This is a genomic window from Anabaenopsis arnoldii (assembly GCF_028331025.1).
Taxonomy (GTDB): Bacteria; Cyanobacteriota; Cyanobacteriia; order Cyanobacteriales; family Nostocaceae; genus Anabaenopsis; species Anabaenopsis arnoldii.
On record NZ_JAQMUH010000039.1, the window covers coordinates 1 to 21179 of the forward strand.

The 21179-nt window shown below is 40.8% G+C and carries 18 protein-coding genes; 3 read left to right on the forward strand and 15 right to left on the reverse strand.

Annotated features, from left to right (window positions below):
• The first annotated feature begins 163 nt into the window (after window positions 1-163).
• Window positions 164-481: a hypothetical protein gene (locus PN457_RS03060; protein WP_271731279.1), complete on the forward strand. Its 318-nt coding sequence runs from the start codon at window positions 164-166 to the stop codon at window positions 479-481.
• 89 nt (window positions 482-570) lie between these two features.
• Here PN457_RS03060 and PN457_RS03065 read toward each other — a convergent pair whose 3' ends face one another.
• Window positions 571-1305: a phosphoadenylyl-sulfate reductase gene (locus PN457_RS03065; RefSeq protein WP_271731261.1), complete on the reverse strand. Its 735-nt coding sequence runs from the start codon at window positions 1303-1305 to the stop codon at window positions 571-573.
• A 195-nt stretch (window positions 1306-1500) separates the two neighbouring features.
• Between PN457_RS03065 and PN457_RS03070 the strand changes: the two genes are divergently transcribed.
• Entirely contained in the window at window positions 1501-2439 is a 939-nt protein-coding gene (locus tag PN457_RS03070; protein WP_271731262.1) for a methyltransferase domain-containing protein, read from the forward strand.
• Window positions 2440-2445: 6 nt separating this feature from the next.
• Here the strand turns inward: PN457_RS03070 and PN457_RS03075 are convergent, their stop codons facing one another.
• The 8 genes from PN457_RS03075 to hepC form a co-directional block, all read right to left on the reverse strand.
• On the reverse strand, window positions 2446-3879 hold the full coding sequence (locus PN457_RS03075) for an O-antigen ligase family protein (RefSeq protein WP_271731264.1): 1434 nt from the start codon (window positions 3877-3879) through the stop codon (window positions 2446-2448).
• Between the two features lie 12 nt (window positions 3880-3891).
• On the reverse strand, window positions 3892-4818 hold the full coding sequence (locus PN457_RS03080; protein ID WP_271731265.1) for a glycosyltransferase family 2 protein: 927 nt from the start codon (window positions 4816-4818) through the stop codon (window positions 3892-3894).
• Window positions 4736-5944, reverse strand: coding sequence for a glycosyltransferase family 4 protein (locus PN457_RS03085; protein WP_271731266.1), 1209 nt, complete (start codon window positions 5942-5944; stop codon window positions 4736-4738). The genes PN457_RS03080 and PN457_RS03085 overlap by 83 nt, the downstream gene beginning before the upstream one ends.
• Before the next feature lie 109 nt (window positions 5945-6053).
• Entirely contained in the window at window positions 6054-7055 is a 1002-nt protein-coding gene (locus PN457_RS03090; protein WP_271731267.1) for a glycosyltransferase family 2 protein, read from the reverse strand.
• Window positions 7056-7063: 8 nt separating this feature from the next.
• Window positions 7064-8224, reverse strand: a complete 1161-nt coding sequence (locus tag PN457_RS03095; RefSeq protein WP_271731268.1) for a glycosyltransferase family 4 protein — start codon at window positions 8222-8224, stop codon at window positions 7064-7066.
• A 61-nt stretch (window positions 8225-8285) separates the two neighbouring features.
• Window positions 8286-9125, reverse strand: coding sequence for a hypothetical protein (locus PN457_RS03100; protein ID WP_271731269.1), 840 nt, complete (start codon window positions 9123-9125; stop codon window positions 8286-8288).
• Between the two features lie 72 nt (window positions 9126-9197).
• Window positions 9198-11048 carry a heterocyst formation ABC transporter subunit HepA gene (gene hepA, locus PN457_RS03105; RefSeq protein WP_271731270.1) on the reverse strand — a complete coding sequence of 617 codons (1851 nt, stop codon included), beginning with the start codon at window positions 11046-11048 and terminating at the stop codon, window positions 9198-9200.
• 158 nt (window positions 11049-11206) lie between these two features.
• Entirely contained in the window at window positions 11207-11938 is a 732-nt protein-coding gene (hepC, locus tag PN457_RS03110) for a heterocyst development glycosyltransferase HepC (RefSeq protein WP_271731271.1), read from the reverse strand.
• A gap of 773 nt (window positions 11939-12711) precedes the next feature.
• Between hepC and PN457_RS03115 the strand changes: the two genes are divergently transcribed.
• Window positions 12712-12855 (forward strand): hypothetical protein, encoded by a 144-nt coding sequence (locus PN457_RS03115; RefSeq protein WP_271731272.1) that lies wholly within the window; start codon window positions 12712-12714, stop codon window positions 12853-12855.
• A 61-nt stretch (window positions 12856-12916) separates the two neighbouring features.
• Here the strand turns inward: PN457_RS03115 and PN457_RS03120 are convergent, their stop codons facing one another.
• The 6 genes from PN457_RS03120 to rfbF form a co-directional block, all read right to left on the reverse strand.
• Window positions 12917-15160, reverse strand: coding sequence for a GumC family protein (locus PN457_RS03120; protein ID WP_271731273.1), 2244 nt, complete (start codon window positions 15158-15160; stop codon window positions 12917-12919).
• 239 nt (window positions 15161-15399) lie between these two features.
• The gene (locus tag PN457_RS03125; protein WP_271731274.1) at window positions 15400-16488 is read right to left on the reverse strand and encodes a glycosyltransferase; all 1089 of its coding nucleotides are present in this window, start codon (window positions 16486-16488) and stop codon (window positions 15400-15402) included.
• Between the two features lie 276 nt (window positions 16489-16764).
• Window positions 16765-18078 (reverse strand): NAD(P)H-dependent oxidoreductase, encoded by a 1314-nt coding sequence (locus PN457_RS03130; protein ID WP_271731275.1) that lies wholly within the window; start codon window positions 18076-18078, stop codon window positions 16765-16767.
• A gap of 167 nt (window positions 18079-18245) precedes the next feature.
• Window positions 18246-18794 carry a dTDP-4-dehydrorhamnose 3,5-epimerase gene (rfbC, locus tag PN457_RS03135; RefSeq protein WP_271731276.1) on the reverse strand — a complete coding sequence of 183 codons (549 nt, stop codon included), beginning with the start codon at window positions 18792-18794 and terminating at the stop codon, window positions 18246-18248.
• A gap of 81 nt (window positions 18795-18875) precedes the next feature.
• Window positions 18876-19982, reverse strand: a complete 1107-nt coding sequence (rfbG, locus tag PN457_RS03140; RefSeq protein ID WP_271731277.1) for a CDP-glucose 4,6-dehydratase — start codon at window positions 19980-19982, stop codon at window positions 18876-18878.
• Window positions 19983-20027: 45 nt separating this feature from the next.
• Window positions 20028-20801, reverse strand: a complete 774-nt coding sequence (gene rfbF / locus PN457_RS03145) for a glucose-1-phosphate cytidylyltransferase (protein ID WP_271731278.1) — start codon at window positions 20799-20801, stop codon at window positions 20028-20030.
• Window positions 20802-21179: the final 378 nt, after the last annotated feature.

Sequence of the window (21179 nt, forward strand, 5' to 3'; positions counted from 1 at the left end):
ATAGCGGTAGTCTTTCTTGTAAATCTTAAGAGAAATATCGCGTCTGGCTAAGGCGTGCAAGTCTACTAAGGGATAACCGCTCCCATGCTCCCGTTGAAGTAGAAAGTAAAGTCTAGCTTTGTCTAGGTTTTATATAGCAGAAGTGGAATAAATATAAAACATGATGGACAAGAGTAATTTTCAAAAATACCGTTTTGTCTGTACCCTGACCTTTGGTGATATCTACGGTCAAATAATTGTTTGGCTAATTACAATCACTGTCAGTTTGGCTTCGGCTTTAGCTTTAATGGGTGCTAAACGTCCTGTATATGCTTTAGCAACTGTAGGTCTCATAGTTTTGTTGTCCCTACCATTCTTGCTATTTGCATTTGTCACCACGTTATTCAACCATATTGAAGTCACTGCTGTATCTCCAGGAACGAAAACCGAACCAATACCGGGGAATATTTCTCAGCAAAAACCAGTGGAAGCAACTAGCTGATTTCTGCGATTTAAACTCAGTACCACAAAAATCGTCAACAAGAGCGATGGCGCTCCGCGCCCGGCGGAGGCATCGCTCATCAGTTTAAACTACTTTTGCAAGTTACCAAGATGCAAACCGCATTCCTTAGCAGTGGATTCTTCCCACCACCAACGCCCTTCACGTTCATGCTGGTTAGGTAACACAGGTCTAGTGCAGGGTTCACAGCCAATGCTGACGAAACCGCGTTCATGCAACTTATTGTAAGGTACATCTAAAGCGCGGATATATTCCCACACCTGTGCAGAAGACCAGTTGGCTAAGGGGTTAAACTTAATTAACTGATGGTCTGGAGTCGAAAAAGCAGTATCAACTTCAATCACCGGGATATGGTTGCGGGTACTAGGGCTTTGGTCTTTGCGTTGACCTGTAATCCAAGCATCCAGAGTATTGAGTTTCCGGCGTAGGGGTCTGACCTTGCGAACCCCGCAGCATTCTTTATGACCATCTTGATAGAAACTAAACAATCCCTTCTCTTCTACTAAAGCTTGCACTTCCCCAGCATCAGGAAATTGGACTTCTAATTTAATACCATAATGTTCTCTGACCTGATTCAATAACTGGTATGTTTCGGGGTGCAATCGTCCGGTATCGAGAGTAAAAACACGGAAATTTTTAGTAACTTTTGATGCAATATCAATGAGGAGAACATCCTCAGCACCACTAAAAGAAATGGAGATATTGTTAAAAGTTTCTAAGGCAAATTTAAGAATTTCCCTGGGTGTCCTTTGACTATATTCTGCTTCTAAGGCAGGAATATCTAAATTAGTTGGGGTAGCTACCATATTTTTGTGTTCTTTGCTTCGGCAAACTGAATTTTACCAAGTTAAGATGCTGTTCTACCATTCAACCTGGAGAATAGTGGAGTTTTAAATAGGGTATCAAAGCGACATCAAGATGGGATCTTGCCATAGTTACCTTCGCTGAAGCCATGCCAAAAATAGGATAGAATTGTAAAGAAATATTAAGGACTGATTTCCATGAGTTGGTTGTTTTTTGCCCTGGGACTACTCACCGCAGTATTAGCGATAGGGATTTTATTATATTTACTCACCCCTCGTCGTTACCAATCATCTAACTCCGTAGCCAATTCTTACGACCAATGGACAGAAGATGGGATTTTAGAATTTTACTGGGGCGAACACATCCACTTAGGTCATTATGGATCACCACCACAAAGAAAAGATTTTCTGGTGGCTAAATCTGACTTTGTGCATGAAATGGTGCATTGGGCTGGTTTAGATAAATTACCCGCCGGTACAACTGTTTTAGATGTTGGCTGTGGCATCGGGGGTAGTAGTCGTATTCTAGCAAAAGATTATGGATTTGCGGTAACAGGGATTACCATCAGTCCTCAACAAGTCCAACGTGCCCAGGAGTTAACGGACAATGGACTGGATGTGAAATTTCAGGTAGATGATGCTATGGCGCTTTCCTTCTCTGATGCCAGTTTTGATGTAGTTTGGTCTATTGAAGCCGGTCCGCATATGCCAGATAAAGCCGTTTTTGCCAAAGAATTAATGCGGGTGCTCAAGCCGGGTGGAGTGCTGGTTGTGGCTGACTGGAATCAGAGGGACGAACGCCAAAAACCTCTGAATTTTTGGGAAAAACCCGTAATGAAACAATTACTAGATCAGTGGTCTCATCCTGCTTTTGCCAGCATTGAAGGTTTTAGTGAACTGTTATCAGAGACGGAATTAGTTCAAGGAGAGGTGAAGACAGCAGACTGGACACAAGCAACACTTCCTTCTTGGTTAGATTCTATTTGGCAAGGAATAGCCCGTCCGCAGGGATTAGTGCGTTTTGGGATACCTGGTTTGATTAAATCTGTGCGAGAAGTTCCTACACTGCTACTGATGCGACTGGCATTTGGTACAGGTCTGTGCCGCTTTGGGATGTTCCGCGCTGTGCGGAAATAATCTCACTCAAAACTGAGTATTTTGATGCTGATAGTACTTATGGGCTGCCATGGCCATAGCTAGAAATCCCCACATAATCATACCAGAAAGACCGATCATGGTACTATAGCCAACTAGCTGCACACAAAAAGTCATACTAATCGCGCGGGCGGTACTGACAAAAGTATCAAACCGAGCTTCAGCATACTGAAACACGCTGAAAATTATCAACATAAACCCGGCCAGATAAGGTATTGCACCCACCCAACCCAGGGTAAAAAACATATCTAGAATACCACTGTCAAGGACAAAGACTTCCAATTCACCAGTCTTTTCATTCAGGGTCCAGATATTTCCTAATCCGTTACCTAAAACATTAGAAAGAGCTAAGTTTAAATTTCTCTCATAGCTTTCTGATCTCTCATTAAAGCTAGTATCTTTTTCTAACTGAGAAAATGTTTCTAACCGATTTGTCACCACATCAGAAATCGGCTCAATATTAGTCAAGGGTATAACAGACATGATGATGATTAAAATCATGGCCATTAAGCGCATTTGAAGATGCGCCTTGACGGAACCAAAAATCATCACGATTCCCAACAACCAACCCAACCAACTAGTACGTACTTGTGTCAGTAAAAATGACAAATAACCAAGGGCTGAGGCCGGTAAAATTAAGCTTCCCGAACTGGTGAATAATAACAGTAGTCCTGTTTGCATAAGAGAAGCAAACGGTCCAGGTGAGTGTAAAGTACTCCATACCCTCATACCAAAAGGTTCAGGACTTCCTGAACTTGTATACATTTTCGATTCTATCAGCCAGTATCTATCCCATTCCGGTGCGACTACAAATTGATAGATAGCATAAATACTTAATAGCAATACAGCCCAGATGAATATACGTTGAATATTCTGGCGGTAGCTGGGATAGTCTCGCCAGTTGATAAACAAGTGAAAGGCAAAGAGAATGGGACTTAGCCAATCTAAAAGACCCCTGGCTACAGGTAGGGGTGAATTATGAACCAAACCGATTAAAAAACCATAGAAGACCGCGATAGAAGCTAAAATAAATGGCATGGCTCCCTGAGTGGAAGCCCGGGGAGAGTGGCGTAAAAAAGTCGCTATAGTCACAAATACTACTAAGTAAGGTGCTATGAGCATCTGACGGGTGGGGTCCCAGCCAATTCGATAGTCAACTAAACGGGCGGCTAAGGGTGTAAGAAACCATATCCACCAAGTAAAACCGATATAGAGAATGGGATGACGTAAGTATAAGAATATGGCTACTGCTAAAGCGGTCACGGGGTAAACTAAGCGCAATAAAGCAGCAGCACCGGCAAAATAGGAAACTACAGTCAGTAGCAGAAAGCCGGAAATAGCTAGCCAACCTTGTAGCGATCGCTCTTGGGGAAAAAAGTGTGATTCTGAAAAACTATTGAAATGTATTTGTTTAGAAATCATGATCGCCAATAACTAATGACCAATTACGAATTGTCGATGTGCTAACCAACGTCCCCGCCAGGACAGCAATAACTTTTGTCCGGCAATTTTACCTTGACTAGGTAAAAGTCGCAGCCATTGGATTAAACCTAAACTATCTCTTGTCCCTACTAATAATGCCCACAGCCAAAACACAAAATGACGCGATCGCGGCAGATGTTCTAGTAAGACTAAAGTTTCATTATGAACTAGGTTAATCAAAGCAATTTCATTAAAGTTGTGGCGTTGGTCTTCATCAAAACGTTGGGCTGGATAGTGATCTACCGCCACTTGGGGATCATAAATTATTTTCCAACCAGCCCGCTTTAAACTCAGAGTAAAGGCCATTTCAAAGTGTACCTGCGCTCCTGTACCACGCATTCGCTGATCAAATGTTAATTTCCCAATTGCTTGGGTACGAAAACTCATATTCACCCCTTTGAGAACATCAACTTCCCGGGGTGATCCTACTCCTAAATGGTGGTTACCAATTACCCGGCCGAACCACTGCAACTTACCAACTATGGGCTGTTGACCGTCTTCAATTTTGTCACCGTAGTGTACCCAATCCCGACCACCGACACCGCCAATAGCAGGATCAGTGATAAAGTGAGCGTTGATTCTTTCCAACCAATCAGAATGAGGTGCCGCGTCATCATCAGTAATAGAAACAATATCTCCTATTACCACGTTCAATCCGGCGTTGAGTGCGGCTACTACTCCCGGCTCTGTCACAGGTACAATATGTAATGGTAACCTTTCGGCGTAAAATCCGCCGAGGAATTGCCAAGTCTGGGTATCTGTATCCCGAACCACGACAACTACTTGATCAACTGGTTTAGTTTGTACTTGCAGCGCCAAAAGGCAACGTGATAGATCTAGAGGACGGCGATAGGTGGGGACGAGAACCGTATTCCTCATGATTCATTAACTCCTCAAATAAATCTAAATAGGTTTGTGCCATACTGCTCCAACTGTGTTGTTCTGCAACTAAACGCGCGGCTTTTCCCATTTGTTGGCATAATGAGCGATCGCTACTGAGTAACTGTAATGCTTGTGTTAAAGCTTTTACATCGTCTGAGTTTGACAACACTATTCCCGATTCTGGTGTTACTAAAGCAGCAGCACCGGTGGAACTGGCGGTAATTACAGGTAACCCAGAAGCCATGGCTTCAATAACCACTAACCCAAAGGGTTCATAACGTGAGGGGAAAACCAAGAAATCCACAGCTTTCATCAGTTCTGGTACATCAGACCGCTGTCCCAAAAAATGTACGCGCTGACAAAGTCCTAATGATGCTGCTAACTGAAGATAGGGGCTTCCTTGAGTATTTCCCGCTACGACTAGATGTAAGTCAGGAACTTGGACTAAGGCTTGTAAGACTGTATCTAAGTTCTTGCGCGTCAGTCTGATATCGCCCGCAAACAATGCTAAGGGTACATTTTCGGGTAGTTGCCATTTTTGGCGATCGCTGACTCCTGGGGAAAACTCTTGTAAATCAACGCCGTTTAAAATTACTTTGATAGACTCTGGGGGTACACCTATTGCTTGTAAGTCCTGAGCGACTTGATCAGAAACGGCTACTACTACTTGAGCTTTAAGAAAAGCTGGTTTTTCCCAATGTGCATTTAAAGTTGTGTATAGCCACTGGTAGGAGTTATATAGGAAATTTCCTGGTTTTTTTTGAGTTTTATTAGAGGTAAATTTCCCCCAAGAATTATGGACAAAATGTACTGCGTTGACATCTCCTGGGGGATTAGTAATTGCGCCATTAACTTTTACTATGTCCACTTCTTGGCGATGTTGTTTTAACCATATTGTGCTTTTAGTGGCGAAAATAATGTTACGGAGAAATTCTGTAGGATAGCCTTTTACAGGAATATCAACCCACTTAATTAGGTGACTTTGCTGTAATTCTAAATCTACTTGACTAGCTAATAATGTTAATTGATAACCGCGACGAATTGCTTCTTGGGCTACTTCATAATTAACTCTACCCTGACCATCACATTTTTGTAGGCTATGGGTAACGATACAAATTTTCATTTATTACCTTTCAGGATTTGATATGTAATACTAGTTTTGTCGGTACTGGTAATTAATCATTAAAAAATTAGCTGGTGCCATAGCTCTTCTGATTCAGGTAGTTGTCAATTTATCTTGCTGTTCTGAGTAACTGATTGGTGATAAATTTGGGTGTAAAACTCAGAGTTAAAGCTGCAATAGTGCGGAAATTAAATTTCTGCTGTTTGATGGATCGCCAAAGGTGATAACGTGCTGTTTTTGTCTGTTGATTTCGTAGTAAACCAATTCCCAATGTGGTATGGGATTCTAACAGTTTTCCTTGAAAGTAAGATTTAAATTCCTTTATACGACTATCTTGTATAAAGATTTGGTAACAGAAAATCTCGCTTTTGGCCTTGCGAATTTTTGCCTGTGCATCACGATTACCACTGAGTTGAGTTTCAGTTTCGTGATGGTCTCGATATAGTGTTAGTCTTTCTGGATGATAGTAAGCACTAGAACCCGATATACAGCAGAGGTAGGTTAAATATAAATCCCACATCCCCCCAATTTCTGAGGGAATAATCTCCCAATCAATCACATGATTGCGAATTAAACAAGCTGCTGCTGTGGGTATGCTTTTATCTATTAACCCAATTTTATAGAATGGTTGATGAGTTCCAGTGGCGAGTTTATCTCGCTTATAACTGCGTGTATTCAATTCAGTTCTATCATATTGAATCTTGCCATACCTATCGATAATATATTGGTCACAAAAGGCGATGATTAAATCAGAATTTGCTTCTAAGGGTGGTACAAGCTTTGCTAAAAAGTCCTCCTTCCACATATCATCATCGTGGAGAGTAGCGACATATTTACCACGCGCCATTTTGAAACCATGTATCTGATTTCCCAGCATTCCCACATTTTCTGAATGTCGCCAAAAGCGAATGCGTGGATCTGCAAAAGATTCCACCATGGCTTGGGGACTTTCTGGACTGCAGTTATCAGAAACAATAATTTCAATGTTTCTATAAGTTTGGTTAACAGCACTGGCGATCGCCTGCTTGAGGTACTCTGGTCGATTATAAGTGGGAATGACTACACTCACCAACGGGCTATCTGTAGGGTTGAATTCAGTATTTAGTGACATAATTTCGACTATTGAGATGATTTTAAAACTTTATTGTTAGTGGTTCTGTCCTCAAATTGGGCGATGGTTTGCCCATAAATTTCTGCTAACCTTTGCAGGTGGATATCAATAGTAAATTCTGTCTGGTACCAAGCTTGACCCCTCTCACCCATGAGTCGGCTTTTGGGATAATTAGTGGCTAGTTCGTTGATAGCATGAGCTAATTGTTTGATATTATTAGCTGGAACTAAAATTCCTGTTTCCCCATCTCGTATATGTTCGGGAATACCGCCTACAGCACTAGCAATGATAGGTCGATAGTGACTATAGGCTTCCAGGGTTACTAGACCAGCAGGTTCAGGCCAAAGACTAGGAAAGACTACGGCAAAGCACTGTTGATAAAGTAACTCTAATTGCTTACTATTACACCAACCATGCCAAGTAATGCGATCGCTTAAGCCCATTTGACTGGCTAGTTTTTCCATGGTTGGCTTACTCCAACCATCGCCAGCAATATCAAGATGAATTCCTGGGTGAGTTTGCGCCAAAGCTTTAATCAACCATTCCACGCCTTTATCGGGAACAATGCGACCAGCAAACAAAATCCGCTGATTTTGATGAGTGGCTAAATTTAAAGGTGCTGTGGGTTGTGTAGGTGGTTTGACACCACACCGCAGTGTCACCACTCTTTGCGGTGGGATACCATTACTAATGATTTGCTGACGTACATAATCACTGTTAGCAATTACAGGAATTTGCAGTTTTTTGAGTCTTTCTAGTGGATGGTAAGTGTTAAACCAATTGTGTATCAGCTTTTGCGGTCGGCGGCTACCACAACCGTCTATCAAATGTCCCCAAGCACACCCCAGAGGATTTATGGGGCGATCGCACACTTTGGCGCGATTGGCTAAATATTTTGTGCCACTAGGACAATAGCTAGAGTGATTATGTAAAGTCAATATGGCTGGACATTCTTCCCGCAAATCCAGCAGCATATCTGGGTCGTGAATGTGCAGTAATTGGGCTTGCTGCTGATCGAAATTCTTTAAAGAAGAAATTGTGCGATCGCTGAACCCAGTCATGGGAGAATTTATCAAAGAGGCTAAATAAGTTTCAATACCCCCACCCCCACTGATATTAGTACGGGAGCAGTGATAGATCATTTTCTTATCAACTAATGTGTAACTCATATTGACTCAAATTGTTTAGTTATAATCATCATTTTTCTCTAACACAAGTTAGGATGAAAATTTATATTGCTACATTCATCCAAAACTTATGTCTCACATCACTGACATAATGCCGTAGAGCAATTGTTTTACTCGCCAATTTATCTCTATATATAAATTGATCCATGACATTCATTACATACTTTTCTGAGCAGAGGGGAACGCTATCATGATTATGAATTGTTAAATGGACAATGGTTTGTTCTGTAAAATAGCTTGGTGTTCCTGATAAATTTGCTAAACGTTTGATGGCAGAACTCCAATCTAACTCATGCTTAAATAAAATAAATCCCGCATTGATAGGATTTAATTTTTCTGTTTCTTCATAAAGGATTCTCCCATCTAGTGAATTTGCACAATCTGGTAAATAATGGCAGACTGGACTATCTGAATTAGCCAACTCTACTAAATCACTTCCCCCTGGGAAGAATAAAATATCTGAGTCTGTATAGATAGTGGTACCATGAATGGGAATTGACATCAATGCTGATAATTTTTTACCCATAGGATGGATTTGGGCATAATCACATACACATTGCGGTAAATCTGGTTTAATAAATTCGTTGATGGGTATGACTTCAACACAGGGATGAATCCGGCGCAATAACTGACAACTCAAATCAGTATAGCTACCATCAGAAATCACGGTAAATTTATGAGGGATACCAACATGAGTGATAAATGAGCGAATACTTGCGACTTGTTCGGGTAAGTCTCGTTCACAAGATAATGCATATACAGTCAACGGAACTTGTTGAGTTATTTTGATGTCACGTTTAACGGTTTTAGCTATCTTAGATTGATATAAATTACGGTTAATTTTTCCTTGCAATCTAGCCGCATGATAGCCAATATTTACCATTTTTTATATCTCCTAAAAATCAAGAATATATCAATTTATTCTGCAATCTACCAGCGATAAATCAGGATAAATTTATCCAGGGTTACCCATTTGATATTGGGTCTTGTGATATTCCCATAACTTGCCTTTAAGTTCTAATAATTCCTGGTAATTACCTTGCTCGACAATGCGTCCTTGTTCTAATACCACGACTTTGTCTGCTTGGGCGATGGTTGAGAGACGATGAGCGATCGCAATCACTGTTTTACCTACAGATAGCTTTTCGAGAGATTCTTGAATCAAGCGTTCAGTCATGGAATCAAGAGCGCTGGTGGCTTCGTCCAAAATCAGAATTTCTGGGTCTTGCAGCAAAGCCCGGGCGATGGCAATTCGCTGGCGTTGTCCTCCAGATAATCGCACTCCGCGATCCCCCAGTTGAGTATTTAACCCTTCAGGCATTTCTTCAATAAATTCGAGTGCATTGGCTAGTTGAGCAACTTTGCGAATTGCAGCTTCAGTCGCCCCTTCTGTACCGTAAGCAATATTATTCGCCACAGAAGTATTGAAAATAAAGGTATCCTGACTGACAACAGCGATTTTCTGTCGTAAAGATTTAATGTCAAATTTGCGGATATCCACGCCATCAATCATGATATTTCCGGCTGTTGGATCATAAAATCGGGGAATTAAATCAATCAATGTACTTTTACCAGCACCAGTACCACCAACTAACGCCGTAGTTTTACCTTTTTCAATACTTAGGGTAATATTCTTGAGCACTGATGTATTAGCATCATAGCCAAAATCCGCTGAGACTACATCAATTGAATACTCTAGCCCATTAAATGGAAGATAACCATTTTGTAAATAGGTTTTATTGTCAGTTCTAATTAACTCCTTAATATTATCGGCTGCTCCTTCGAGTGTGCTTAAATGGGCTCTAGTGCCATTAATATCTTGGACAATTGGCACAACGCGAAAGAGAACAAAGAAAAATGTCAGCAAAGAAGCTACCTGTAGGGTTCCATTGGCAACAAAAGCAGTAAAGGCAAAAACAATCATGCCAATCAGAATCGTACTAGCTAAAGCTTCAGCTAGCGGTCTAACCAGCGCCCAGGTTAATACAACTTTGGTGGCGGTGCTAACTACTTGATTGCTAGCTTGATAAAAACGATGGCGCTCAAATTCTTGAGTTGAAAATGCCTGAACAGTGCGAATTGCGTTAATAAATTCAATAGCTATAGAGGTAAATTTCCCATTAGCAATTGAGGTACTAAAACTAGTTTCCCTAGCACGGGAATTGAGTGTTGATAATCCAACCCCTATTAAGGTGAATAATAGAAAAGAAATAATTGTCAGCTGCCAAGATAATAAACACATGGAGACAAAATAGACACAAATGGTTATCCCTCTAGTTATCAAAAATGCTGCTCCACTAAACCACTGTTTTATTCTCTCAATCTCCGTAGTGATAGTATTAATTATTTCGCCGGATTTGGTGTTATTAAAATAACTTAAAGGTAATGCTTGCAACTGTTCAAAAATTTGTTTACGCAAGCGGTCGGCTAGACGTAATTGAGATATTTCTATGTATACTTGTGCGAGGTAATTGAAACTAGCACGTATCCATGTACTGACTAAAATTAGTAAGGAAATACGATATAGTCTCTCAATTGCCGATGTCTGAGTCGCTAAAATCCAGGTGTCAAACCAAGAAATTCCAGTTTGAATTGGTTCGGCATCAGGGGTAGTTAAATTTTGCAAAAATGATAAGAGAAAGCCGATACTAAAACCTTCAAAAGTTGCAGCTAGCACTGAAAATAGTAAAGCGAGAATAGCAACTTTGCGGAATTTGTTAAATTCTCGCAATATTAAAGAATTTTTCTGCCAAAATTTACTGGCTTTAAAGCGATCGCCTAAGACTTGAGCAGCTTGAATATACATGATTCTTTTACAAACATAATGTGATCAATTGGAACAGTCATAGAGATGCTCAACAACCCTTTAATTTGAGTAAGACAAAAAATTGCTAATCTTTGTCTAGGGTGCGTCAGACAAAGCGCCATAACGCACCTGAGAGACTAAATGCATTTAGCAGAAAATCACAGTGTTGGGTTATCTAAATGCAAGAGACTAGATTGTTGCCATGAATCGGTCATGTCTGATAATTGATTCATCTGCTCTTGTCCGGCCACAGTTAGAGCAGTTTCTAAAGTACAATTAGGAGATACCATCAAAGTCGTTTCACCGCGCAGCACATTCCACAACTGGGGTAGATGGTCTAGATCGTATTTACGCATCCAACGCCCTAAAGGTGTGAGATTCTCCTTTGTGGTTGTACAAAACTTGAGGGCACGAAAGATTTTACCTCGTTTTCCCACCTGCCACTCACTGGTGAAAATTGCCCCTGGTGACTCCACCTGTAAAATGACAAATAATACCAGCATAACTGGACTCATGAGTAGTAGCAAAAACAAAGCGGTAATCCAGTCAATGAGTTGTTGCCAACGGCTAAGTTGTTTATTGTTAGAGGGTAGGCGAAGAAATATGGGCTTACCAGCTTGCTCGCAGGCTTCAACCCACAGTGTCAGATAATCCTTGCCAACACTGGGATCTATACTGACCAAATTTACCGGAGAATGTTTTAAGCAATTGACTAATAATTGCTCATCATGCAAGGAAGGTAAGTAAAGGTGTTTAGTTTTTCCGGGGGATTTAACTAACAACTGACCACGCCGCCATTGGAGTGTACAGTATGAAAAGCGATGATTGTGGTGTTGCTCGGCTGGATGAGAGGAATTGCCGAGGGTAGGAGGAATTAATGAAATTGTCATATGTCTTTGGATCTATACAATAGTGAATCGCTGAGTTAATATTGAAGGCTATGAATGCCAAAGACTCAAACCGAATTTTGTTTTGCTCCAAAAATAGGTAATTGTGTGCCGAAATATGCTTTTTAAGTTGCACTCCAGATAACTCTATATTTTGGGCAATTATGCCGGTGTAAAAATGTAAAAACCAGAAGGATACTTAGGAAATAAGTAGCAGTAAACATACTGCACAAAAGGGAAATTAAGGGGATTATCTGATCAACATGGATAATCGAAAAGTGCTTCAATAAAATTCCCTCATCCCTTAAGTGCGCCATAAATTCATATCTACAATTAGTTGCGACTACCTATTTTTTTCTGAATCTCACAAAACCAGTTTAACCTTGACTTTTAGTTGTTGCGTTGGGGCTTTAATGTCTAGGATATAAGACCTTTGAGACCTGACTATATGGTGGGGTAAATTCTTTATTTAGTCTTTAAATAGCCTCTGCTTTTTATCCTTAATTATAAAGCTACTATAAATATAGTTATTTTGAAGTAATAGTATTATCCTGGAAATTTGATATTAGTCATATCCGAGAAAGAATGTAGAGAGTTTCCAGGGAATATCTCTATAATGGTTATAGGATGGGCATATTTAAATTCTGGATATGTCTATTGAGAAAGTCCAGCAATGGGGGCTACTGGATTTGAGGCAATTACAGACATATTTATTGGGGTGAGGTACACTCTTAGCGGTCAGGATACCTACCCCAGAATAATGTTAGTATTCAGATTTGTGCCTCATCTATCTACAAACTGCTGGATCTAAAAAAAAGATATGTGCGATCGCCCAAGCGCTGTTTCTGGGATGGAGGGCTTTTGTCACTTCCCAGACCAAACACTGGGTTAGGGCAGTTGACCTGAGCGATCGCACATAATATAAAACCTTTCAATTGGTAAAGCACACTGATACAAGTAAACGCTTCCTCTGTTGCTCACCTATTTTTCCAAAACTTGTTGTAGCGCTAATTGGGACGACTTAGACGGCTGGGGATACTGTACATAGGTACTGTCAGAGTTTGAGACTCCACTAGCCACAACCCCGATGAGGTTTAACTTACTCAACATACCTGTAGCTTGGGCTATTTGGCTGCGAGTTACTTTACTCATGCTTGCTGTGAGTACCACACTACGACAAGATGAAGCTGTAAGCATGGCATCCACCAAACCAAGAACTGGCGGAGCATCTATGAGAACCAAATCATAATTTTCCTCAAATTCCCCTATTAATTCTTTCATGCGTGGTGAACTCAGAAGATTTGCGGGGTCAATAGGTATAGGCCCGGCTGTTAAAATATCAATGTAAGCCGAATCTAAAGTAGGAATACCATGACGGTTGGGAATAGCCGCATGACTAGCCAAGAGGGTAGATAGTCCTTGCTCATTGGGAAGATTGAGTTGTTCGTGGAGACTGGGATCTCTTAAATTAGCATCAATGAGTAGTACCCGCTTGTGTAAACGAGCTGCACTCATAGCTAAACCCAACGCCAAAGCTGACTTACTCTCATCTGGTAAAGGCGAGGTAACCATCAGGGACTTCAAGTTGGGAACAGAATTTAAAAGTTCAATATTTTTCAAAATTAAATCCAGGGATTCCCAGCGCGGTGCTGATTGCAACACCTGAATAGTCCAGGGGGCAAGAACTTCTGGTTTCCCAAAAGGTAACTTAATAATTGATTCTCTGCTTTTGGTAGTTGGCAGTTTGGGAGTAGTTCCCAACAAGGGTAAGGAAACCTGTTTTTCCAGTTCAGCAGTGGTATGAACAGCATCATCAGATGCTTCTCGAATAAAAGTAGTCATACCTCCTAACATCAAGCCAACTACTGCACCCAACAACAGATTCTGCTGGAGATGGGGCCCCATATAAATACCTAACTGCGGTTCTTCCACAACTTCCCAGTTAAAGCCCCCTTTGGCAAGTTCTTGGCGCAATTTCTGTTCTGCTCGCAATAGCTCCTCTAACCTTTCACGGCTAAATTGTAGCTGTGGCATAATCCGATTGTAATAAGCCAACAGAGGCGGAAAGCGTTTGATTTCAAAACGCAATTCATTTTCTTTTTCCGCTAAAGTTTGATCGCGGGCGCTTAAAGCAACTATAGTTGTTTGGGTTTCCACTAGCTGAGTAGCCAGATTCAGGTCAATTTCGCCAAATTGTCCTTGTTCTAAAAGAGGTACTTGGGAGGAGAATACACCATTAGACTGTACGCCTAAAGTTCTGCTAACCTCTTGTTGCAATAATTTCTTCTGGCTTTCAAGTTGTTCTTGAAGCTTTTGTACACCGGGAGTTGCATCGGTAAAGCGCAACCGCTCTTGAGCTAGTGCTAGTTCGGTTTTTTGAATTTCGTTGAGTAAGCCTTGGTAACGGGTAGACTGACTCAGACGAGAAGCAACCAGAGCATTTTGTGGAGAACGCCTGAGTTGTTCTTGCAAAGTTTTTTGGCGTGCTATGGCCTCTTGATACTGAGAACGGGTAGTACGACGCTCTTGTTGAATAGCATTTAAAGAGTCTTCTAGGGTTTTAGCTTGTGACTCAGGATCGATTAAATTTTGGTTTCTGCGGAATCTTTGCAGATTAGTCTCTGAGGCGTTCACTTCCTCGCTGGCTTTATTTAACTGTTCTCGAATAACTTGTAAACCTTTTTGTAACCGCGCATCCTGTTGCTGTTTATTATATTCGACATAAACTTGCCTAATTGCGGCCAGAACTTTTTGTGTCTGTTCGGGATCGTTGGCACTATACTCTACTTGGAAAATTTTTGTAGCTAAATTATCTTCTTTATTCCTGATTTGATGAAGAACTAAAGATTCTTTAATTTCGTTGACATTGATCTGAGGATAGTCAGATTTAAGTTTTTCAACTGCTTGTTGAATCAGTCCTGAACTTTGCATGAGATTCAGCTGGGTTGCTGTGTCTATCTTAATGTCAGGCTCGATAAATTGAGTGTCTACTCCGGCATCTTCTCGCCTACCTTGATAATTAGGTTCTACAAGCAACTGCATGGAGCTTTTATAAGTAGGTTTTGTCCTTGAAGTTACTAGAGCTGCGATGGCAATTGAAGTCAAAAATACTGCTAAAAACCAAGGAAACCTCCGAATTAATATCTTAAATAGCTGTCCGTAGCTTGGTTCTATACTAGAGTTAGTAATGTGATTTATACCCGGACTAAGACTAGGTTGATTCATGTTTATTATCCTTATCTGCTATACGTTATACGTAGCGTAAATCCCTTTAGGGATATAGTGATACTAATTTTAAATTCTCCCTGATTCTAAACTTTCAGGCTAACTATGACAAGATATTTTATGGTGGGTACATAAGCTTTACCTAATCTTTAATTTAGAAATTATAACTCCCTGTTTATTTCTAGATGTGTGATTTTTTGTGGCTGGTTGATAATCTGTATATAATGCGTCACAAATTATCAATTTACACTGCAAGTTTGTTCAATAAGCTGCTCAACCTTGTTAAAAAATACTGGTTCCGAAAAATTATTAACTGCATGCTTACGAATACTTTCATAATCCCAAATGATTCGTCCGGACTCTAGTAATGCAGATTGTATGGACTCGGGTGTTTGTCTCTTAAACAATACCCCTGTTTTGCCGTGTATCTGTGTATCTAAAACTCCACCTGCCCCGTAGGCAATCACTGGTGTCCCACTAGCATTTGCCTCAACTGGAACTAATCCATAATCTTCTAAAGCTGCAACTATTACAGACTTGGCCTTAGAAAATAATTCTTTGCGTTGAGAATCACTGACGTGTCCTAAAAATTTAATATTATCTAAAGCTTTGGCTTTTAGACGTTGTTGTTCAGGTCCATCGCCTGAAATTAATAATTGCCAACCTAGCCAGTTAAATGCTTCGATGATTATATCTAGCCGCTTATAGCTGATCATCCTCGCCGAGGCCAAATAATATTCATCTTTTGTATCTGAGAACAAGAAATTATTTGTATCAATGGGATAGTTAATGGCAATTGCTTGTTTGTTATAAATTTTTTCAATACGACGGGCAACTATACTAGAGTTAGCAATGTAAAGATCGGGTTCTTGAGCATATTTCAAGTCCAGATTTCTCATTAGTTGAAAAATTTGCTCAATTAATGGCGCAAAATATCGGTAGTCTCCATATTCCCTTAAATAAGTTTCCGTATCCCACAGGAAACGGGTAACATTATGACAAAAACAAATATGTTTTGCATCTGGACGTTTGCGTACTGCTTTGGCAAAGCTCGTACTGCTACTAATAATCAAATCATAATCTTGTAAATCCAAGGCGCGAAAGGCGGGAAAATACAAAGGAGCCATCAATCTAAAATACTTGACTGCGCCGGGAATTTTTTGCAAAAAAGTAGTTTGGACTATACGCTCACCCATATCAATAGTTTTTTGCGGATTGTACAAAGAGGTAAAAACATCCGCTTCGGGATAGCGCTTACAAAGTAACTCAAATACACGCTCTGCCCCACCGCGCTGGGTTAAGTAATCATGAACTAGAGCAATTTTCATAGTTGTGTCTAAATTTATTCTTAAGTGTGTTGTAAAAGTTTCTAGCTAGTTGCTCTTAATAACTTGAGTGTTGAGAATTATCAATACCCATTCTTATATCTTTCACCTCTACATACAAATCTAGACAAGGTGAAAAGGTCTGCCCTCATGATCAATGTTGCTTGGACTACAGTCCTCACTACAAACTGAGTTTATGTGTTGGTGGAAGATTCCCTCAAACATCCTCTGAGTTTTTGAGGGATTTTCTTCACTGCACTGATACAGAAGGTACTGTTGTTACCCAACCATTGCGAGAACTTTTTCTGATGCAAAATAAGCGTTTTGTTCGGCGCGCAGTTGGTCGCAAAGTCTACCTTGAGGTAACTCTACATCATCGTAGGTGAGGACTTGATCCTGGCAAATGTCTCGTTTGAGGCGACAGCCTTCGGCTAAACCGATGGGTAGCAATTTCTGCTCTTGAACAATGGCAGAATTCTCACATTGGCCGTAGGTCATATAGTAGCCGATACCATCTAAGGTTTCGCCAGCTTTGAGGTTAATTTTGGCAGTGGTGATCACATCCACCACTGGGCCGGCCAGGGGAGATAAGACAGTATCCTGGAACAGGACAGCACGCGCTACAGACAATGGAACTTCAAAATGGCAGAGGTGATAGGGAGTGTAGAAGCTATATAAAGGACCTTCACCTAATTTGTACAAATCTAGATAGTGACGTTGTTTGGGGTCTTCGTGAGTAGCAAATACAAACACGCCGGGGCTGGGTTGAGCGCCAACTACATAATCAACAATACCACCAAGTTCTTTTAGTTGTTCAACATCGTACATTTTGGTCATTTGATCAACATGACCGCTGAAGTTGTAACCTAGCATTCCGCGTTGGGCTACTTTCATTCCTGTAGCGTTAGCAACGATGGCTTGCTCGAAGGAAATTTTGGTTCCATCGGCAAAGCTGGTCACCATGTGGGCTTTTTGACCCCAACGTTTAGCAAATCCTTCTTGGGTTGTAGGATTGCGATAGGGGTCTTGAAGTCCTTTAATATTACCGCACAATAACGGAGTCAGACCAATACTTTTGACAAATCGGTAGAGATTCATTTCTACCCCTGGTTGATCTCCATCACAGGCGCTGAGAATGATTCCGGCTTTGTCGGCGTACACCTTCAGGATGGGGCCGATGGTAGCGTCAAGTTCGGCGTTCATCATAATCACATGTTTACGATGGGCGATCGCTTGCATCACAATGTGAGCACCAAATTCGACTGCGCCAGTAACTTCGATAATGGCATCAATTCCCTCAGCTTGGCAGAGTAATTCAGCATCTTCGGTAACTGCATATTTATGCTGTGCGATCGCCGCTTCTAATTCAGTGACACTGGTAACAACTTGAATATTTTCTTGTCCTGCTTCTGTATAAGCTTTTTTAGCTGCATCAACCTGACGGCTAAAAACCGCCACCAACTCCATTCCCGGAACTGAATTAATAATTTGATTCGCAATCCCTCGACCCATAAAACCAGCACCAATCATCCCCACTTTCACTGGATTTCCAGCTGCGGCGCGGGCTTCTAAGGCACGATCAATAATAATCATTAGTTGAACTCCTGTGTGTTAAATAGAACTATTTATGTAGTCCGGTGATCTATCCCATGAAACTTCTAGGTCAAACCATTTGAAATTAATGCCCTTGATACTTGTTTGGTTGTGTTCTTTGGATCCTTAGTGGTTCATTCCTTGACCACTTATAATGCATGGCACAACTAGGCACTACCAACAGGTATCATTTCTAGTAATGTCCAATTTAAATCCTTGTCGGAAATGTGAGTAACTTCTAAAGGCCATTCAATATTAAAAAATGGGTCGTTATAGCGTAATCCCCGTTCATAACCTGGTGTATAAAACTCACCCACTTGATAGACAACCTCAGCCTCATCTGTGAGAGTTTGATAACCGTGAGCAAACATTTCTGGTACGTACAAAGCCCGGTGATTTTCGGCGCTTAATTCCACGCCTATATGTGATAAGAAAGTCGGCGATTCAGGACGCATATCAATAATTACGTCATAGATTACCCCTTGAGTACAACGCACTAATTTGGTTTCCGCAGCTGGGGAAACTTGATAATGCATTCCCCTAACAGTCCCTTTTTTATGGTTAAAAGATATATTACATTGGGCAACGGTAGGTTTTAAGCCATGTGCCATAAACTCTTGAGCGCAGAAACCACGGGCGAAAAAGCCGCGATGATCCGGCTTTTTGTCAACATCAACAATGAATGCGTCTTTGAGTGCAGTTGGGGTAAAATTCATAGAATTTATCTTGATAAGTCCTTGGGAAAAAGTTAGCACTATCTCGGAATTGGTGGTTTAATTGCTCACATTTCCCGTATATTAAACTCCCAACAGAGAAAATTTTCGTTGCTGAAAATCTGCAAGTTGCATAAACTGCTGAATCTGAGATTGGCTTTTTTGCTGCATATCATTATCTTGTTGCCAGGCTTTAGTCCAATCCACAATCCAAGCTAAAGCTGTTGGTAAATCTAATTGTGGTTCCCAATTAATTTGAGTCCGGGCTTTAGAACAATCCAAGGTTAAAAAATTAGCCTCATGGGGTTGAACTCCACCATCCTGAATCCAATGAGCATCGTCACCCCAAAACTGCTGTAACTGATTAACTACCCAAGCTACAGTTTTCACTCCTGATTCATTTGGCCCAAAATTCCAGCCTCCAGAATATACTGAACCGTGAGTAAATAATTTTTCAGCTAGCATTAAATAACCGTTTAGGGGTTCTAGAACGTGTTGCCAAGGGCGCACTGCTTGGGGGTTTCTAATGACAACTTCTTTCCCGGAAAGCCAAGCATTGAGAATATCAGGAACTAGCCGATCCTTAGCCCAATCTCCTCCACCAATGACATTTCCGGCTCGCACGCTGGCGATCGCTACCCCATGTTGGGGGTAATCAGCGGGATTAAAAAAAGATTGACGATAAGCCGTAGTGACTAATTCAGCGCATCCTTTACTACTGCTATAAGGGTCATATCCTCCCATAGGATCTGTTTCCCGGTAACCCCAAACCCATTCGCGATTTTCATAACACTTATCAGAGGTGACTGAAACTACTGCTCTGACACTGGGTACATTCCTGACTGCTTCCAATACATTGACTGTTCCCATAATATTCACCGCATAGGTGTCTACTGGGTTGTAGTAAGATTCCCGCACCAAAGCCTGAGCCGCCATATGGATGAGAATATCTGGCTGGTAGGTTTGCATGACTTGCTGGAGAAAATCTAAATTTCTGATGTCTCCTACCACCGATGTCATTCCATCAGCAACATTAGCTAACTCAAACAGATTCAAGGCTGTGGGCGGAGTTAAAGCATAACCACAGACCTCAGCCCCTAACATTTGTAACCAGAGAGATAACCAACTACCTTTAAAGCCTGTATGTCCGGTGACAAAAACTTTTTTTCCCGCCCAGAAATTTGATTCCATTTGATCAATTCTCCTCATACAATACTGCGTAAATAAACCAGCTAATTACCACACTTTCCACGGAGCTTCACCACTTTTCCATAGCTCTTCTAGGTGGTTTTTATCGCGTAATGTATCCATGGGTTGCCAAAAACCATGATGTTTAAAAGCAGAAAGCTGATTCATCTGTGCGAGTTTTTCTAATGGTTCTTTCTCCCAAACCGTAGAGTCATCAGCAATCAAGTTAATTACTTCTGGTTCTAAAACAAAGTAACCGCCATTAATCCATGCGCCATCACCTTCAGGTTTTTCCTGAAAGCTGTTGATTTTAGTTTGCTCTTGTCCTAAGGAAATAGCACCAAAGCGTCCTGCGGGTTGAACTGCGCTGAGTGTCGCTAGGCTTTTTTGTTCTTGATGAAACTTAATTAACTCTGTGATATTTATGTTACAGACACCATCACCATAGGTAAAGCAAAATGTACTGTTACCAACATGCTCACTAATGCGTTTTAATCGTCCACCGGTCATAGTGTAATCCCCCGTATTAACTAAGGTGACGCGCCAGGGTTCAGCATAACCAGAATGTACATTCATTTGGTTGAATCGCATATCGAAGGTAACATCTGACATATGTAAAAAGTAATTCGCAAAATACTCTTTAATGATGTAACCTTTGTAGCCACAACAAATAATAAAGTCATTAATACCGTGGGCAGAGTAAATCTTCATAATGTGCCAAAGAATTGGTTTACCACCAATTTCCACCATTGGCTTTGGTCTGATACTAGTTTCTTCACTGAGGCGTGTACCCAGTCCTCCAGCCAGAATTACCGCTTTCATATAATTACCTTGTTGAGGATTTTATCGCTTGTTGACTTTTGAACTTCTCAGGATAAAGAAGATGCACGCGTTTTGATGAGAAAAATTTGCTGGGATAAGGTCTTTATTTCTCTACATAATATAACTATTTTTTTTAGTAAATTAATAAAGATTCTATGAATAATTTCCTGGAGAAAAATAAAAAAATATAAATAATTTTTCCGGGATATTGCATTAATTAAATATGCTAAAAATAGCGGTTCTTCAGTACCTAATATGCTAAATTGTTTTGATAAAATCCGAAAAGGCTTACCGTATAAGGGAAATAATGTTGGTTATTGAAGAAAATGCCTGAATATTCCTTCTTAATCTCTGTTCCCTGTTCCCTGTTCCCTGTTC

Excerpts from the sequence above, each read along its gene's own strand:
- PN457_RS03095 (WP_271731268.1), bottom strand. The coding sequence starts at position 8,224 with ATGAGTTACACATTAGTTGATAAGAAAATGATCTATCACTGCTCCCGT.
- rfbC (WP_271731276.1), bottom strand. The coding sequence starts at position 18,794 with ATGAATTTTACCCCAACTGCACTCAAAGACGCATTCATTGTTGATGTT.
- PN457_RS03125 (WP_271731274.1), bottom strand. The coding sequence starts at position 16,488 with ATGAAAATTGCTCTAGTTCATGATTACTTAACCCAGCGCGGTGGGGCA.
- PN457_RS03085 (WP_271731266.1), bottom strand. The coding sequence starts at position 5,944 with ATGAAAATTTGTATCGTTACCCATAGCCTACAAAAATGTGATGGTCAG.
- PN457_RS03130 (WP_271731275.1), bottom strand. The coding sequence starts at position 18,078 with ATGATTATTATTGATCGTGCCTTAGAAGCCCGCGCCGCAGCTGGAAAT.
- hepC (WP_271731271.1), bottom strand. The coding sequence starts at position 11,938 with ATGACAATTTCATTAATTCCTCCTACCCTCGGCAATTCCTCTCATCCA.
- rfbG (WP_271731277.1), bottom strand. The coding sequence starts at position 19,982 with ATGGAATCAAATTTCTGGGCGGGAAAAAAAGTTTTTGTCACCGGACAT.
- PN457_RS03090 (WP_271731267.1), bottom strand. The coding sequence starts at position 7,055 with ATGTCACTAAATACTGAATTCAACCCTACAGATAGCCCGTTGGTGAGT.
- PN457_RS03065 (WP_271731261.1), bottom strand. The coding sequence starts at position 1,305 with ATGGTAGCTACCCCAACTAATTTAGATATTCCTGCCTTAGAAGCAGAA.
- PN457_RS03080 (WP_271731265.1), bottom strand. The coding sequence starts at position 4,818 with ATGAGGAATACGGTTCTCGTCCCCACCTATCGCCGTCCTCTAGATCTA.
- PN457_RS03070 (WP_271731262.1), top strand. The coding sequence starts at position 1,501 with ATGAGTTGGTTGTTTTTTGCCCTGGGACTACTCACCGCAGTATTAGCG.
- rfbF (WP_271731278.1), bottom strand. The coding sequence starts at position 20,801 with ATGAAAGCGGTAATTCTGGCTGGAGGACTGGGTACACGCCTCAGTGAA.
- hepA (WP_271731270.1), bottom strand. The coding sequence starts at position 11,048 with ATGTATATTCAAGCTGCTCAAGTCTTAGGCGATCGCTTTAAAGCCAGT.
- PN457_RS03100 (WP_271731269.1), bottom strand. The coding sequence starts at position 9,125 with ATGGTAAATATTGGCTATCATGCGGCTAGATTGCAAGGAAAAATTAAC.
- PN457_RS03120 (WP_271731273.1), bottom strand. The coding sequence starts at position 15,160 with ATGAATCAACCTAGTCTTAGTCCGGGTATAAATCACATTACTAACTCT.
- PN457_RS03075 (WP_271731264.1), bottom strand. The coding sequence starts at position 3,879 with ATGATTTCTAAACAAATACATTTCAATAGTTTTTCAGAATCACACTTT.
- PN457_RS03060 (WP_271731279.1), top strand. The coding sequence starts at position 164 with ATGGACAAGAGTAATTTTCAAAAATACCGTTTTGTCTGTACCCTGACC.